13 protein-coding genes and 1 other RNA gene are annotated in these 15,970 nt (G+C 51.5%); 3 read left to right on the top strand and 11 right to left on the bottom strand.

Going from position 1 to position 15,970, the window contains the following annotated elements; genetic code table 11:
• Positions 1 to 130 precede the first annotated feature (130 nt).
• The 4 genes from dnaJ to hrcA form a co-directional block, all read right to left on the bottom strand.
• Complete coding sequence (gene dnaJ, locus ABID13_RS05235) at positions 131 to 1,279, bottom strand: molecular chaperone DnaJ (RefSeq protein WP_007858703.1); 1,149 nt, start codon at positions 1,277 to 1,279, stop codon at positions 131 to 133.
• Between the two features lie 135 nt (positions 1,280 to 1,414).
• A complete protein-coding gene (dnaK, locus tag ABID13_RS05230) occupies positions 1,415 to 3,277 on the bottom strand; it encodes a molecular chaperone DnaK (protein WP_007858704.1) in 1,863 nt (620 codons plus the stop codon).
• Between the two features lie 48 nt (positions 3,278 to 3,325).
• Positions 3,326 to 3,961: a nucleotide exchange factor GrpE gene (gene grpE / locus ABID13_RS05225; RefSeq protein ID WP_048930314.1), complete on the bottom strand. Its 636-nt coding sequence runs from the start codon at positions 3,959 to 3,961 to the stop codon at positions 3,326 to 3,328.
• An 18-nt stretch (positions 3,962 to 3,979) separates the two neighbouring features.
• Positions 3,980 to 5,032, bottom strand: a complete 1,053-nt coding sequence (hrcA, locus tag ABID13_RS05220; RefSeq protein WP_007858713.1) for a heat-inducible transcriptional repressor HrcA — start codon at positions 5,030 to 5,032, stop codon at positions 3,980 to 3,982.
• A gap of 376 nt (positions 5,033 to 5,408) precedes the next feature.
• Between hrcA and ABID13_RS05215 the strand changes: the two genes are divergently transcribed.
• Together ABID13_RS05215 and ABID13_RS05210 are read left to right on the top strand one after the other, a co-directional pair.
• Positions 5,409 to 5,975: a 3D domain-containing protein gene (locus tag ABID13_RS05215; protein ID WP_007858722.1), complete on the top strand. Its 567-nt coding sequence runs from the start codon at positions 5,409 to 5,411 to the stop codon at positions 5,973 to 5,975.
• A 279-nt stretch (positions 5,976 to 6,254) separates the two neighbouring features.
• Positions 6,255 to 6,977, top strand: a complete 723-nt coding sequence (locus ABID13_RS05210) for a 3D domain-containing protein (protein ID WP_007858724.1) — start codon at positions 6,255 to 6,257, stop codon at positions 6,975 to 6,977.
• Positions 6,978 to 7,047: 70 nt separating this feature from the next.
• On the opposite strand, the gene ABID13_RS05205 is transcribed toward ABID13_RS05210, so the two are convergent.
• From ABID13_RS05205 to ybaK, 5 genes are all read right to left on the bottom strand, one after another.
• Positions 7,048 to 9,321, bottom strand: coding sequence for a SpoIID/LytB domain-containing protein (locus ABID13_RS05205; protein ID WP_007858726.1), 2,274 nt, complete (start codon positions 9,319 to 9,321; stop codon positions 7,048 to 7,050).
• Positions 9,322 to 9,387: 66 nt separating this feature from the next.
• Positions 9,388 to 9,564: non-coding RNA, 6S RNA (gene ssrS / locus ABID13_RS05200), on the bottom strand.
• Positions 9,565 to 9,656: 92 nt separating this feature from the next.
• A complete protein-coding gene (locus ABID13_RS05195; RefSeq protein WP_048930315.1) occupies positions 9,657 to 10,982 on the bottom strand; it encodes a pyrimidine-nucleoside phosphorylase in 1,326 nt (441 codons plus the stop codon).
• Positions 10,983 to 10,998: 16 nt separating this feature from the next.
• Positions 10,999 to 11,445, bottom strand: coding sequence for a cytidine deaminase (gene cdd, locus ABID13_RS05190; protein WP_082082592.1), 447 nt, complete (start codon positions 11,443 to 11,445; stop codon positions 10,999 to 11,001).
• A gap of 54 nt (positions 11,446 to 11,499) precedes the next feature.
• A complete protein-coding gene (ybaK, locus tag ABID13_RS05185) occupies positions 11,500 to 11,967 on the bottom strand; it encodes a Cys-tRNA(Pro) deacylase (protein ID WP_045092469.1) in 468 nt (155 codons plus the stop codon).
• 162 nt (positions 11,968 to 12,129) lie between these two features.
• Here ybaK and ABID13_RS05180 point away from each other — a divergent pair, with 162 nt between their 5' ends.
• Positions 12,130 to 13,224 (top strand): DUF362 domain-containing protein, encoded by a 1,095-nt coding sequence (locus ABID13_RS05180; RefSeq protein ID WP_048930173.1) that lies wholly within the window; start codon positions 12,130 to 12,132, stop codon positions 13,222 to 13,224.
• 15 nt (positions 13,225 to 13,239) lie between these two features.
• Here ABID13_RS05180 and ABID13_RS05175 read toward each other — a convergent pair whose 3' ends face one another.
• Positions 13,240 to 13,986 carry an alpha/beta fold hydrolase gene (locus tag ABID13_RS05175; protein WP_007858741.1) on the bottom strand — a complete coding sequence of 249 codons (747 nt, stop codon included), beginning with the start codon at positions 13,984 to 13,986 and terminating at the stop codon, positions 13,240 to 13,242.
• 206 nt (positions 13,987 to 14,192) lie between these two features.
• On the bottom strand, positions 14,193 to 15,902 hold the full coding sequence (locus ABID13_RS05170) for a DEAD/DEAH box helicase (protein WP_007858744.1): 1,710 nt from the start codon (positions 15,900 to 15,902) through the stop codon (positions 14,193 to 14,195).
• Positions 15,903 to 15,970 lie beyond the last annotated feature (68 nt).

Below are 15,970 nucleotides of genomic sequence, written 5' to 3'. Positions count from 1 at the left end.
TTTTTAAAAAGGAAAAAGAATCAGCCCGCTAAAATAGCGCCGCAAAACATCAAACCAGCCGGAAACAAAGCATATGCCGCCGGTTAACCGCGGCATATAACTTTGTTTCCGGCTGATCCAAAACCCAAATTTACTTAAATATACCTTTTTTCTTGGGCTTTTCTTCCTCCGAAGGAGTGATTCCATTCATTGCATCATCAAACCGCCTTAAGGCTTCCTTCTGCGCCTGGTTCATACGCTCCGGCACCTGCACCACCAGGGTCACATAGTGATCTCCGCGGACATTGCGGCTGCGCAGGGAGGGAACGCCTTTTCCCTTAAGGCGCACCTTGGTATCGGTCTGTGTCCCCGGCCTCACCTCATATTCCACCTCTCCGTCCACGGTCTTGATGCGGATCGGGCCTCCCAGGGCCGCGCGGGCAAAGGAAATGGGTACAGTGGAATAAATGCTGGTGTCCTGACGCTTAAAGATCGGATGCTGGGAGACAACCGCCTCCACCAGAAGATCGCCGCGCTCTCCGCCATTGATGCCGGGTTCGCCTCGGCCTGCCTGGCGCACGCACTGGCCGTTGTCAATACCGGCCGGAATGGGCACTGCAAATTTCTTGCGCACGGTCTTATAGCCTGTGCCGTAGCAGTCCGGACATTTTTCCTTGATGATTTGGCCGGTCCCGTTACAGTCCGGGCAGGTCTGCACATTCTGCACCTGGCCGAAGAAGGACTGCTGGGTGTACATGATCTTACCTTTTCCGTTACACTTGGAACATGTCTGGGGAGAGGTGCCCGCCTTTGCCCCGGTTCCGTGGCAGCTGGCACATGTCTCCTTGAAATTGATCTCTATCTCTTTTTCGCAGCCAAAAACAGCTTCCTCAAAGGATATCCTGATGGAAGTCTTTATGTTAGCGCCCCGCATGGGCCCGCTTCTTGCCCTGGAAGAACGGCCTCCGCCAAAGATATCCCCGAAAATATCCCCAAAGATATCTCCCATATCCCCGTTAAAATCAAAGCCGCCGAAACCGCCAAAGCCGCCGGCGCCTCCGCCGCCCTGGTCAAACGCAGCATGGCCGAACTGGTCGTACTGCTGACGTTTCTGGGGGTCACTGAGAACGCTGTACGCCTCAGAAGCCTCCTTAAACTTAGCCTCTGCCTCCTTGTCGCCTGGATTGGCATCCGGATGGTATTTCTTGGCAAGTTTCCTGTATGCTTTTTTCAGTGCATCATCGTCCGCATCCTTGGGAACGCCCAGAACTTCATAGTAATCTCTCTTGCTCTCTGCCATGTTGTTTACCTCTTAATCTATTAAAACGCCCTGAAACCGCCTTGTTGCAAACCGCTTTCAACGCACTCTTTATCAGCCACAAAGGGGTTAGGAACCGTATGTCCGGCTCCTAATCCCCATTATAATTATCTTACATTATACTTCCTTAAAATCTGCATCCACTACATCATCGTTTGGTGCGGAGGACGCGCCTGCGCCGCCCATGTCAGGACCTGCACCGGCTGCTCCGGCTGCCTGGGCCTGCTCATAAACCTTTGCAAACAGCTTCTGTGCGCTGTTCATCAGCTTCTCTTTGCCTGACTTGATGTCCTCAACCTGGGCATCCGTCATCTCTTCCACGGGTGCGCGGTTGATGGCTTCCTTCAGGGAATTAAGGTCTGCTTCCACCTCTGCCTTGTCATTGGGAGAAATCTTGTCGCCAACTTCCTCCAGGGCCTTCTCGGTCTGGAACACCATGGAATCAGCATCATTTCTGGCGTCAATTGCCTCTTTGCGCTTCTTATCCTGTGCCTCGTACTCGGCAGCTTCCTTCACTGCCTTATCGATATCGTCATCGGACATGTTGGAGCCTGAGGTGATGGTTATGTGCTGCTCTTTTCCTGTTCCAAGGTCCTTAGCAGATACATTTACAATACCGTTGGCATCAATATCAAAGGTAACCTCGATCTGGGGGATTCCTCTTCTTGCAGGCGGGATCCCGTCCAGACGGAACTGTCCCAGCGTCTTATTATCCCTTGCAAACTGACGCTCACCCTGTACCACGTGGATATCCACAGCAGTCTGGTTGTCTGCAGCGGTTGAGAAGATCTGGCTCTTCTTTGTTGGGATGGTGGTATTGCGCTCGATTAGCCTGGTGGCAACGCCGCCCATGGTCTCGATGGACAGGGAAAGAGGTGTAACATCCAGAAGAAGGATATCTCCTGCACCGGCATCGCCTGCCAGCTTGCCGCCCTGGATCGCTGCACCAATGGCAACACACTCATCCGGGTTCAATGATTTGCTGGGTTCCTTGCCTGTAAGCTGTTTTACCTTTTCCTGAGCAGCGATCATACGGGTGGAGCCGCCTACCAGCAGCACCTTGCCAAGTTCGGAAGCCGTAATGCCCGCATCCTTTAAAGCATTCTGTACCGGGATGGCTGTGCGCTCAATAAGGTCATGTGTCAGTTCGTCAAATTTAGCTCTGGTCAGGTTCATATCCAGATGCTTTGGTCCCTCTGAGGTAGCTGTGATAAACGGAAGGTTGATGTTGGTGGTGGTAGCTGTTGACACTTCCTTCTTTGCCTTCTCAGCAGCTTCCTTCAGTCTCTGAAGGGCCATCTTATCCCCTGAAAGGTCAACGCCCTCCGCCTTCTTAAACTCAGCGATCATCCAGTTGGTGATCGCATTATCAAAGTCATCGCCGCCCAGACGGGTATCGCCGTTGGTGGAGAGAACCTCGATCACGCCATCGCCGATCTCGATGATGGAAACATCAAATGTACCGCCGCCCAGGTCGTATACCATGATCTTCTGCTCTTTTTCATTATCAAGGCCGTAAGCCAGCGCCGCGGCTGTGGGCTCGTTGATGATACGCTTTACATCCAGGCCGGCAATCTTGCCCGCATCCTTGGTGGCCTGGCGCTGTGCGTCATTAAAGTAAGCAGGAACAGTGATAACCGCCTCCGTCACGGTCTCACCCAGATAAGCTTCCGCGTCTGCTTTCAGCTTCTGCAGGATCATAGCGGAGATTTCCTGTGGCGTGTACTTCTTGCCGTCAATATCCACCCTGTAATCTGTTCCCATGTGGCGCTTAATGGAGGAGATGGTCTTATCCGCATTGGTAACTGCCTGACGCTTTGCCGGCTCACCGATCAGCCTCTCTCCTGTCTTAGTAAATGCAACCACTGACGGTGTGGTCCTTACTCCCTCTGCATTGGCAATAACAGTTGGTTTTCCGCCTTCCATAACAGCAACGCAGCTATTTGTTGTACCTAAGTCAATACCAATAATCTTGCTCATAGTTTTTTCCTCCTGATATTTTTATATGAATTTAGTTAATGGCCAATATTAGTTGGCTACCTTTACCATACTGTGCCTTACCACACTGTCCCTGTACAGATAACCCTTCTGCAATTCCTCAACCACCACATTCTCCCCAAGGTTTTCGTCATCCACATGCATGACCGCGTTGTGGAAATTGGGGTCAAACTCCTGGCCCGCGGCTTCGATCGCCTTAACGCCGGCTTCTTCCAATGTCTTCCGGAACTGCTTATATATCTTCTCCATACCCTCGGCAAGGGGGCTTCCCTTTTCTTCCTCCGGTATGGTAGCTAAACCTCGCTCAAAATTGTCGATCACGGGAAGCATCCGCTCAATGATGTCCCTGGCGCCCATCTCATACATGGTGGACTTTTCTTTCTCAGTTCTCTTACGGAAATTCTCAAACTCAGCCATCTGGCGCTTCACCCGGTCCGTAAGTTCTTCTATCTTCTCATCTCTGGGATCTTTTTTCTTTTTAAAGAATCCCTTCTTTTCTTCCTTGCCCGCGCCTTCCTCGGGTGCTTCCGGGGATTCCTGGGTGTCCTCCGCCCCGCCCTGTGCTTCCTTGGCCTGGCATTCCTCACCTGCAGCCTGTTGGTCTTCCCCGTTCACTTCTGCCTGCGCCGCTGTTTCCGCTTCTTTTTTTAACTCTTCATCCTTCATATCTTCACTCACAGCCTATCACCTTTCATCTTTTTTAAATGCCGCATCCAGCTGGTTCATTAGATTCCGCAGGGTTCCCAGCACCTTCTCATAATCCATCCGCTTGGGACCAATGATACCAATGGTTCCCCTAAGTCCTCCTCCCAGATCATAATTGGCAGTCACCACACTGCAGTCCTTCATGGACTGCACCGGGCTCTCATCCCCAATATAGACCTGGATGTCTGAATTGTTCTCTGACTCCGCATTGACCCCTGATACGAATTCCTGGAGCACTTCCTTGTGCTCCAGAGTACCGATCAGACGGCTGGCCTTGTCGCCTTCCGAAAGCTCCGGATACTTAAAAATGTTGGTCGCTCCACTGGTATATATCTGCAGATCCTCTTCCCCTGCCCGGATGGCTTCCGCCACCTCGTTCAGCACCAGGTCCACTACCTGGCTGTGGATGCCTGCATCATCTTTCAGCTTGCTGATGATGTCCAGATTAATCTCTTCAATTGTCAGTCCGTTGAGACTGCTGTTCAACAGGATGTTCAGGTTCAGGATTTCATCATCACTCAGATCCTCGGTGATATCCACCATAGTGTTCTTAATGATGTTTCCCTCCACCACCACAACCACCAGCAGCTTGTTTTTCTCCATCTTTGAAAGCTGGATGAACTTAAGCTTTGTCTTGTGATAGCTGGGACCGCTGATCATGGCCGCATAGTTGGTATTGGAGGCAAGGACCTGAGCCATCTTCTTAAGGACCAGTTCCAGCTTATCAACCTTCTGGACCATCATGTCCTTGAACTCAGTTACCTCATTCTCCTTATCCTGCATGATCTGATCCACATAGAACCGGTATCCCTTATCAGAAGGGATACGGCCCGCGGATGTATGGGGCTGTACAATGTATCCCATATCCTCCAGGTCTGACATCTCATTGCGGATAGTGGCAGAGCTTAATTTCAGGTCCGAATACTTGGAGATGGTTCTGGAACCAACGGGTTCCCCTGTCTCCAGGTAGGTCTTGATAATCGCCTTTAATATGGTTATCTTCCTGTCGTCCAGGAATGCATCAACCGGCATCTGCTCACCTTCCTTTCCGAATTATTAGCACTCAGTCTCAAAGAGTGCTAACATCTACATTCCATAATATATTCCTTCTGAGAGGATTTGTCAAGAGATAATTCTAAATTCTTTCATTATAATTTATTTGTTCCCCCGCCCCACCACATATATCCTGTATGCGTCCCCCACCGGAACCCATATATATTTGATTTCACCTCCCACTTTTGCCAAAAATATTCCAAATTTATGCGTTTTATTCCCCACTTTTCACGATTATGTAACACTTGTTTCATCATTTCAACTTGACAATTAACAATTTTGTAATATAATAGATATACATATTTAAGATGTCATATAAGACCATAACAACGGATAAAGACTGCGAGGTAATTGTATGCACCATATAAGAAAGGTCCTGCTGGCTGCCGCCATGGCTTTCCTGTGTCTGGGTTCTGCTTTTCCTGCGTTTGCAGATGAACCCGTGGGAACAGACGTCACTGTTATAGAAGAAACAGAGGATGACACTCCGGAGAACACGGAGAATACCCAGGCCGCGGACACGAAAAAGGATCATGTTTCGCATAAGGCCAAGGTTAGCCAGTCCTCAGAGGATGAATATGTGGATGCGGGCCCCGGAGCCGGGAAAAAGGAGGATCCCCCTAAGCAGGAGGAGATTTCCATGGGCCGTTTTTCCATCACCGGATACTGTAACTGTGAAAAGTGCTCCGGCGGACACGGACTGACCTATTCAGGCACTACTCCCACACCGAACCATACTGTAAGCGCTGATCTGGATGTATTTCCTCTGGGTACCAAATTAAAGATCGATGGGATCATCTACACGGTTGAGGATAAGGGATCCTCTGTAAACGGCAACATCCTTGATATCTTTTACGGCTCTCATGCCGAAGCCCTTGCCAAGGGTACATACACCGCAGAAGTATTTCTGATCGAAGAATAATTTTACAAATGAGCCGTCCTGAACAATAACACACATATTATAAAAGCACTACAAGCCTCCTGGATCCGGTCCGGAGGCTTTACTTTTTGTATTTTTGAAGAAACTTTGATATAATTCCTGCGAAAAACCACGTATTTCCATTTATTTCCTTGACATAAGGTGGAAATTATGGTAAAACCTTGTTTATTGCTCATATATTACAAAAGTATTACATATTATTTATTAATATGTTAAAAAAATGTTTTGAATATTAAGCGGGCAATAGGAGGTAACAAATACATGAAATTCAGACACTTATTAACCGGGACCATTCTTACCATCAGCATACTTGCAGCCACGGCAGTCACAGCATTTGCAGCTGTATCCAAGGGACGTTTTGAGACAGTTGACAGCAATGTCATCAGCGGATGGGCCTACAACAGTGATTCCCCTGACCATGCGCTGAACGTTTTAATAACCATTACAAACAAAAATACAGGAGAGGAAGTATTTTCCCGCAGAATGTCTGCCGGCGAATACAGGGAAGATCTCTACAAGGATAATAAAGGAAACGGATGCCATGGCTTTACCATTGACATTGACTGGGACGCATATCCGGAAGGCGTGTACCTGGTAGAGGGCGCCGTGGGTGACCGGAGCTTTTCCAATCCCAGGACCTACGCCAACGGAAACAGCCAGACGGGCACATCTGCCCCAGGAAGCCAGGCTTTGATCCCCCTGGGCGTCTTTAAGACCACCGCCTACTGCCCCTGCAGGGCCTGCTCCGAGGGCTGGGGACGCCACACATGCACCGGGGCCATTGCCACGGCCGGACACACCATTGCAGTGGATCCCAGGGTGATCCCTTATGGCTCCAAGGTCATGATCAACGGCGTGGTGTACACGGCCGAGGACCGCGGCGGAGCTGTGAAGGGCAACCACATTGATATATTTTTTAACACCCATGCTGAAACCAGACAGCACGGCACTCAGAACGCCGAGGTGTATCTGGTACAGTCATAAGAACGGAGCAGCATAAAAACAGGACCCCAGGCATGATAGGATCTTCCTTCATTGCCTGGGGTCCTGTTTTTTAGTTTCCGATCTCCCTTAATTCTGTCCCGTTATAAAAGAATGACAGGATCGCGGTATAATCCTTTCCTTCCTTTGCCATACCCTGGGCCCCGTTCTGGCTCATGCCCACGCCGTGTCCAAAACCGCCGCCGTACACATGGAAGGATATGCTGCCGTCCTCGCCGCTTCTCTTTTCAATGGAAATGAATGCGCTGGGGAGGGTCTGGCTGCCCTCCATGGTCTTGCCGTCCTGTTTGGTGATTACAAGGCTGCTGCTGCCCAGTGCCGAGCGGATGGCGCTCTGTCCCTTCACTGTGACCGTACCGTCACTTCCTGTCACCTGAAGCTCACTGGCGATCCCTCCCGGGCCTCTTGAAACAACGGTCATATCCGTCACCTTGCCTGCCCCGCTGACCTGGGCGGAAATAATGTCGCTGCTGATATCCGTCTCCCACCGGAACATGGCAAAGGACGAATCATAGGCAGATGCGTCACTGTTTCTGATATAGGAATCAAACTTGTCATTATCCCCCTGGCCCAGTGTTCTGCGCCCTGACTTTACCTCCACTGCCTGAAGGTAGGGCAGCTTATCCGCATCCGTTCCCCAGACGCTGACATCCGCCGTATGGCCGCAGGAAGTGGAAAAATAGAATGCGTCAATGGGATTATCCTCATAGAACAGCATCTTGCCATATGTTTCCTTGACCGCCTGCGTGGTCCTCTCATCCGGGTTGGTATTATTGTACACCTGGAAGTTGGTGCTGTCATCCACGTGGGCACCGTACTGGCTGTATGAGTTTCCCTGGATCTGGCGGTAAGCGTAGGTTCTGGCACACACTGCCTGGGCCTTCAGAGCTTCCTTTTCATAGGAGGGCGGCATCTCGCTGGGAACTACCCTGGTAAGATAATCCTCCAGAAACAGGTCATTGACCAGGACCAGCCCCTCCTCACAAGCTTTGATCTCCATTTTTCCGCTGTACACAGGGGTGCCCTGGCTGCGCTCAATGGTTGGCACCGCGATCCCCTCGTCACCCTCCGGCGTTATGATGATCCGGCCATATTTTAAACGTTCATCATCCGGGGCGACCGTAAGCTGCGTCCCTGCTTCCAGGCGCTCTTTCTCCGTCTTGCCCTTGGAGTTCTCATATTCCATCTGGGCTGCGCCGCCCAGGACAAGGGTGGCCGATGGGTGGTACAGGCTCTTAAAGCCTGTGTCCATCAGCAGTACGCGGATGGTCTTTGCATCAAATTCCCGCTCCAGCAATGCTGCGCACAATTTCCCCTCCGCCGCCACAAACTCCTGCAGGTCATATCCCACCAGGATATCCTTTGCTCCCAGCACTTTAAAATCCCCATATACTTTGTATACATGGAAATTCTCAGATAAGGGGATCTCGCCGTACCCTTCGATCTCAATGGCATTATCAGTGACCGAGAGCACCTTGCCGCTGATACGTTCCCGCTTCATGGTGATCTTTCTCAGCTTTCCGCCTTCCATATGGAGATCAGCCAGGTTGCCGGCCATATCCGTCACATCCCCCATCTTATCACTCACCGGGAACTCCCTGTAAGCAGTGCCCAGATAGGCCTTGAAATGCCTGCCGTCAGACTCAGCCAGCCATATGTTTTCATAGACCACATCCTCTGAGATCAGCTGTCTCATGGCGATCATCTCACCGTCCCTGGCAAGAAACTGTATCTCGCAGTCCAGATACGCATCCAGTGCAAGGCCCTGGAAACCAAAATTACCTTCCGTGGTGTACGCGGTCCAGCTTTCAGCCTGGGGCAGGTTGGAGGGTGTTCCGTAAAGCACGGCATCCACTGTCTTTACCGCACCATCCGGATCCGTCTGGGAAAGGATCCCTTCATAAAGGCGCCACCACTCCTCCTCAGGAAAGGCCCTGTCCCTGTTATGTTTGGTCGCACCTGCCTGAAGCTTCAATTTATTGGAAACCTGCCCTGCCATAAAGGCGGCTTCCTGATATGTAAGATACCCCTGCGCCGTGGAAAGGGAAGGAGTGGTCATCTCCTCATCCAGGTATCCCTCATCGTACAGGTAATCCATATATTTCACAAACCAGTTGTCCTTTTCCTTGGCAGAAAAACGGGAGCTTCCCCGCTCCTTTTCCCGCCTGGAACATTCATCCTTGGTGGTAACAGCCAGCGCCATGGCTTTGAATGCCTGTGCCCTTGTAATACCATCCTTGGGAGGTTCCATGGTAACTATGATCACCATTAAGATAACGACTATGGACACAACGCCGGCCACCCATGCTATCATTTTATTTCTCATATAGATCCGCTCCTGTATCATGGGGTAAATAAATGAAAGCAGCGGCGAACCGCTGCTTTTATCATCTGTAACCCCAAAATGCCGTCTCTTACTTATTGACGCCTAGCAATGCTAGGTGGGCAACCTCACTTAAGCATCTGCCTTCCACTCGAAGGAGGCTTGACATCCGCTTAAAAATATTGGAATCCCTTGAGTCTAATGTAGGTTCAAAATTGGTAAGAGTGTCGAACATTCCAGGTAGTTACAGATCAACATCATTTATCTTGGTGTTATTATACCCCAAACATCTGCGTTTTTCAAGCTGATTTTTCTGAACATTTATGGAAGTTTTTCCATTAACTAAATCTTTCCACTCCATAGTCAGAAACTCTGGCATATATGAGGGGTTCTTTGGCCGGTGCCAAATCTCCTATGGCGCAGGATGAAAGGAATTTATCCGCTCCTGCCCTGATCCGGTCCTGATCAGATCCATGGAGCACGGCCAGCACATCCCCGGCCTCCACTCTCTGCCCGTATTTCTTTTTTAATTGTATACCGGCGGAATAGTCGATGCAGTCATCCTTGGTATTGCGCCCTGCTCCCAGAAGGACGGAAGCAATGCCGATCCCCTCCGTGTCCATATGGGTAATGTATCCTGATACAGGCGCCTTTACCTCATAGAGCATTTTTGCCTCCTCAAACCGCTCTGGCTCCCAGATATAGTTCTCATCGCCTCCCTGGGCCTTTACCATGGCCGCCAGGCATTGCAAGGCACTGCCGTCCTCTATGGCCTTCCCGGCCTGCTCCCGGCATTCCTGCACACTTCCCTTGTCTGCCATATGGAGCATGTTGGCTGCCAGTTCCAGGCACACCTGCGTCAGGTCCTCAGGTCCGTTCCCTCTCAGCGTGCGGATGGCCTCTGTCATCTCCAGGGAGTTGCCCACCGCATATCCCAGAGGGATATCCATATTGGTGATCAGAGCGCAGCATCTGCGGCCTGCCAGGATGCCGATGGAGACCATCTTTTCAGCCAGGCTGATGGAATCGTCCAGGGACTTCATAAACGCGCCGCTTCCTGTCTTTACATCCAGCACAATGCTGTCGCTTCCCGCAGCCAGCTTCTTGCTCATAATGGAGGAGGCGATCAGCGGAATGCTGTCAACCGTGGCTGTCACATCCCTGAGGGCATACAGCTTTTTATCTGCCGGCACCATGTTCCCGGACTGCCCGATTACAGCGATCCCCTGTTCACGCACAATATCAAAGAATTCATCCCTGGGAATGGCGGTCCGAAATCCGGGTATACTCTCCAGTTTATCCACGGTCCCGCCGGTGTGGCCCAGACCGCGGCCGCTCATCTTGGCCACCTTGACGCCCAGGGAAGCCACCACCGGTCCCACCACCAGCGTGGTCTTATCTCCCACGCCTCCGGTGCTGTGCTTATCCACCTTGATCCCCTCAATGGGCGACAAGTCCACTGTGTCGCCTGAATGCGCCATCTCTAATGTAAGATATGTGATCTCCTGGTCATTCATTCCCTGAAAATAAATTGCCATCAGCATGGCGGACATCTGGTAATCAGGGATTTCTCCGTTTACAAACCCCTTTACCATATAGGAAATCTCTTCCTTTGTGAGTGCCATCCCCTTTTTCTTGTTCTCGATCAGATCATACATCCTCACAACCATCCACCACCTTTCATCTTTCCCCTGACCCTGTCAGGTGATCCGGCCCAAAGCCGTCCGGCAAAAGCTGTTCCAGGGTATATTCCCTGTAGTCCTCCGCTGTCTTAGCCACCAGGACACGAAAAGACGAGGGATCGCAGAACTCCCGCATCACCTGCCTGCAGACACCGCAGGGAGGACAGTAGTCCTCAATCACTCCATCCGGTCCCCCGCACACCGCAATGGCTTCAAACTCCCTCCTGCCGTCTCCCACTGCCTTGAATATGGCGCACCGCTCCGCACACACGCTGGGCGTGTAGGCCGCGTTCTCAATATTATTCCCCGTATACACGGTCCCGTCCGCACACAAAAGCGCTGCTGAGACATGGAAATGGGAATAGGGGGCATAGGATCTGCCAAGGCCGTCAACCGCCATCTGTATCAGTTTCTGTTTATCCATGTTCGTTATCTCCTTTTCCATCTGCTGCCCATGCTTTGACCGGCTTCTGATCTTATTATAATACAAGGAAGCTGCCTATACAAGGGAAACAAAGGTCCCCTCCACATAGTCCCTCAGGTCCTGGGGTGACAGGGTGACCTGGACTCCCCTCTGTCCCGCGCTGACCATGATGGTGTCAAAAGCCTGGGCCATCTCTTCTATATAAGTTGGGAAATGCTTCTTCATTCCAATGGGGGAGCAGCCGCCTCTGATATATCCTGTAATCCCCAGCATGTCCTTTACATGGATCATCTCCACCTTTTTCTCCCCAGCCGCCCGGGCCGCCTTTTTCAGGTCCAGCTCCTCGTCCACCGGGATGCAGCACACCATATATCCCTTTTTTTCCCCTTTTAACACCAGGGTTTTATACATCCTGTCATGGTCCGCACCCATCAGGTCCGCCGCATGGCTGCCTGAAAGGTCATGTTCATCCACCTCATAAGTGCCTGTCTCGTATGTGATCCCGGCTGCATCTAAAAGTCTCATTACATTCGTCTTAACCATACACTCTGCTCCTGTACTTCATTTCTTTTCCAACACATCATACCCCTATTTGGGCATATCCGTCAATGGCAGTCTTAAATCCTATTCACAAAATCCGGATTTGCATTTATAATAGGGAATGATATGGATTTACCACATCCGGAGGAAAGGGGTACTTTTAGAATGGAAAAAAATGATATCATCATCATTCATGGAACAGATTACAAGAATATGGCAAAACGGGTGCTGGAGCAGGCAGATGTAGCCTCAGACATCGGGGACAGGGACAAGCTGGTGGCCTTAAAGCCAAACCTGGTAACGGCCAGGGATCCATCCAGCGGAGCTACCACCCACGCAGAGCTGCTGGCGGGAGTGATCGAATATTTGCAGGAGCACGGCTTTACCCATGTCACGGTCATGGAAGGGTCATGGGTGGGTGACCACACCGGGGAAGCGTTTCGCGCCGCTGGATATGACCGGGTATGCAGCCGCTACCACGTTCCCTTTGAGGACCTTCAAAAAGACACATGGAAGGAATATGATGCTGCCGGCATGAAGATCAAACTCTGTGACAAGGCTGCCGCCGTGGACTACATGATCAACATGCCCGTACTGAAGGGGCATTGCCAGACCACGGTCACATGCGCCTTAAAGAACAATAAAGGCGTTATCCCCAATTCGGAAAAACGCCGGTTCCACACCCTGGGCCTGCACACCCCCATTGCCCACCTGAACACCATTGCCCGCAATGACTTTATCCTGGTGGACAATATATGCGGGGACCTGGATTTTGAGGAAGGCGGCAATCCCGTGGTCATGAACCGGGTGCTGGGATTTAAGGATCCGGTGCTCTGTGATTCATTTGTATGTGACTGCATGGGGTATTCGCCTGAGGATGTGCCCTATATTACCATAGCCGAACGCCTGGGCGTAGGGAGTACGGACACCGCCCATGCCAATATGATCTACCTGAACCAGGCATCCGAGGCCAACAGCCGTTTTAAGATGACCAGAAGGGTACAGAACCTGGCCGCCTACACCTCCCCTGAGGACGCCTGCAGCGCCTGTTACGGCTCCCTGATCTACGCTCTGGACCGTTTAAACGACAGCGGCTTCCTTCACAAAAAGCTGCCCCACATCTGTATCGGACAGGGCTATAAAGGAAAGGAAGGGGAAATCGGCGTGGGCCAGTGCACCTCCTGTTTTGCAAAGACCTTAAAGGGCTGTCCGCCCAAGGCTGCCGATATTGTGGAGTTCCTGTCTGAGAACTGGAAATAAAGAAAGGGAACCGTATTACAGCCCCTTTTCCCTTAACCACGCAACAATGTGGCTGGCATATGCCTTTTCCTTTTTCAGAAGGGTAAAGTGATCCGCCCCCTTTACAAACACCACCTTTGCGTCCATGATCTGCTCCCCCATCCACAGGGAATGGCGGGGGCGTATCAGGTCGTGGCGTCCTGTAAGGATCAGTACCGGCGCCTGGATCCGGGACAGCTGGGTTTTAGTAAGCCTTGGCCAGTGGGCCATCAGGCCGTTTAACTGGCGGCCTGCCACTGCCCGTTCCTTCATGGGGCCGGTCAGGGGTATCTTCTCCATCACATGCCAGAGCGCGTATTTTGCCCTGACCTGAACATAGAAAAAGGCATTCATTCCCCTGGGCAGGGCATTGCCGCTGACAGCCACCACTGCCAGCACCTTGTCCGGATACTGGCTGGCCGTCTCCAGGGCCACGTTAGCCCCATCGCTGAAGCCCAGGATCACGGCCTGGGGCACATGGAGCACTTCCATGACCTGCACCACATCCTCGGCCATTCCTGATGTGGTCAGTTCCTGGGCACGGGCTTCTTCCTTTAGATGGGATGCGCCATGGCCCCGGCTGTCCATCAGGATCACGCGGTAATAACGGCTCATCAGGCCGGCCAGACGGCTGAAGATCTCATGGCTTTCACCATTGCCGTGAAGCATGATCAATGGAATGCCCTGTCCCAGTTCTTTATAATATAATGAAGCAAAACGATTGTCCACATATCCTTCGCTCATAAACATCTGCCTCCCGTCTTCCATTTAAACGATTTCTATTGCAGTTCTTTTAAACATGCCGTCAGGCCAGCCGCTAAAAGACGGCGGCCGGAGCGTATGCGTCCTTGTACACTGATGGTAACATACCCTGAGTATATTGTAAATATTCAAAGGCCCGGCAGTTTATCTTCTGCCGGGCCGCTACTTTATCTTCTGAATTAATTTTCTTATCTTCTGTTGTTGGCTTTTTCCACGTGGACATTCTTTCCTTTGATCTTGGCGTGGGACATTGCCTTCAGCACTTCATCCGCATACTGTCCCGGCACATCCACAAACGTATAGCCATCGTACATGTCAATGCTTCCCACCATACGGCCGGGAATCCCTGACTCGCCTGCCACAGCTCCCAGGATATCTCCCGGTGTGACCCTCTGGGCTTTTCCTATATTGATGAAAAGCCTTGCCATCTTCTCATCCCCGTCACCCAACACATAATCCACAGCCGCCCTGTCCGTAGCGCCTCTGCGTCCCCTTCCAAAGGAGGCGCCTCTCTCACGGCCGCGTCCCCGGCCTGCGTTGCGTCCAAAGCTGTCCAGTTCATCCAGGGAACGGGCCGGCATGGTACAGTCTATAACATCTTCATTGTCATCACCCATGTTCATCTTAAGAAGGGCTGCCGCCAGATCCAGGGACGTATAATCCTCCTCCATCAGCTTCTTCTCAATGATGTTTACCATCTTGGTCAGGTCACTGTCATTTAGGATATCCATAACCTGATCCAGCACCTTCTCCACCTTGATCTCCGTAATATCATTCAGGGACGGGATGGCCTGGGGAATGATCTTGGTCTTACAATAGCGCTGGATGTCACGCAGCTTATACACTTCCTTGCCCACAACCAGGCTGAACGCCTTGCCCTCGCGTCCTGCTCTTCCTGTACGGCCGATCCTGTGTACATAGTACTCGTCATCCTGAGGCACGTCATAGTTGAAAACAGCTTCCACATCCCCTACATCTATGCCCCGGGCCGCCACGTCCGTGGCCACCAGGATCTCTGTACGGCCGTTACGGAAACTGTCCATAACACGGTCACGCTGTATCTGCTTTAAATCTCCGTGAAGGCCTTCCGCAAAATATCCTCTGCCCTGAAGCGCCTGCACCAGATCGTCCACCTGTCTCTTGGTATTGCAGAATACGATGGAAAGTTTTGGCGCGTACATGTCCAGCAGTCTGCACATTACCTCCACCTTGTTCTTTGGTTTCACCTCATAGTAATACTGGGTAACCTTGGGAACGGTCAGTTCCTTTTTGATAACCCGGACTGTCACAGGGTTATCCTGGAACTTCTTTGCAATATCGGCAATCGCCTGAGGCATGGTTGCTGAGAACATCAGTGTCTGCCTCTCTTCCGGAAGCTGGCTTAAGATGGTCTCCATATCCTCTAAAAATCCCATATTCAGCATCTCGTCCGCTTCATCCAGCACAACGGTGTGTACATGGTCCATCTTTACGGTCTTGCGGCGCATATGGTCCATCACACGTCCCGGGGTACCCACCACGACCTGTGTGCCGTCCTTTAAGGAACGTATCTGCTTTACAATATCCTGCCCTCCGTAAATGGGAAGCACCTTTGTGCCGTGCATAAACTTGGCCAGACGGCGCATCTCCTCGGCCACCTGAATCGCCAGCTCCCTTGTAGGAAGCAGTATAACGGCCTGAAGCTTTTTCACCTTTGGGTCCACCTTCTGAAGAAGGGGGATTCCGAACGCCGCTGTCTTGCCCGTACCTGTCTGGGCCTGGCCGATCATGTCCCTGCCTTCCATGGCAACCGGAATTGCCTGGGCCTGGATCGGTGATGCCTCCTCAAATCCCATTTCCGTAATAGCACGGATAATTCTTTCATCTAACTGTAACTCGTCAAACTTAACTGTCTCCATATAACTGATTATGTCCTTTCTTCCTCTGCCGTTCCCTGATCTGAGGGCCGGCAGGCCGCCTTGTGCAT

Origin of the sequence: Enterocloster citroniae (assembly GCF_040545455.1) — a bacterium.
GTDB lineage: Bacteria > Bacillota > Clostridia > Lachnospirales > Lachnospiraceae > Enterocloster > Enterocloster citroniae.
Note: the sequence above shows the minus strand (reverse complement) of the source record. Positions and strands in the feature narration are given on the sequence as shown.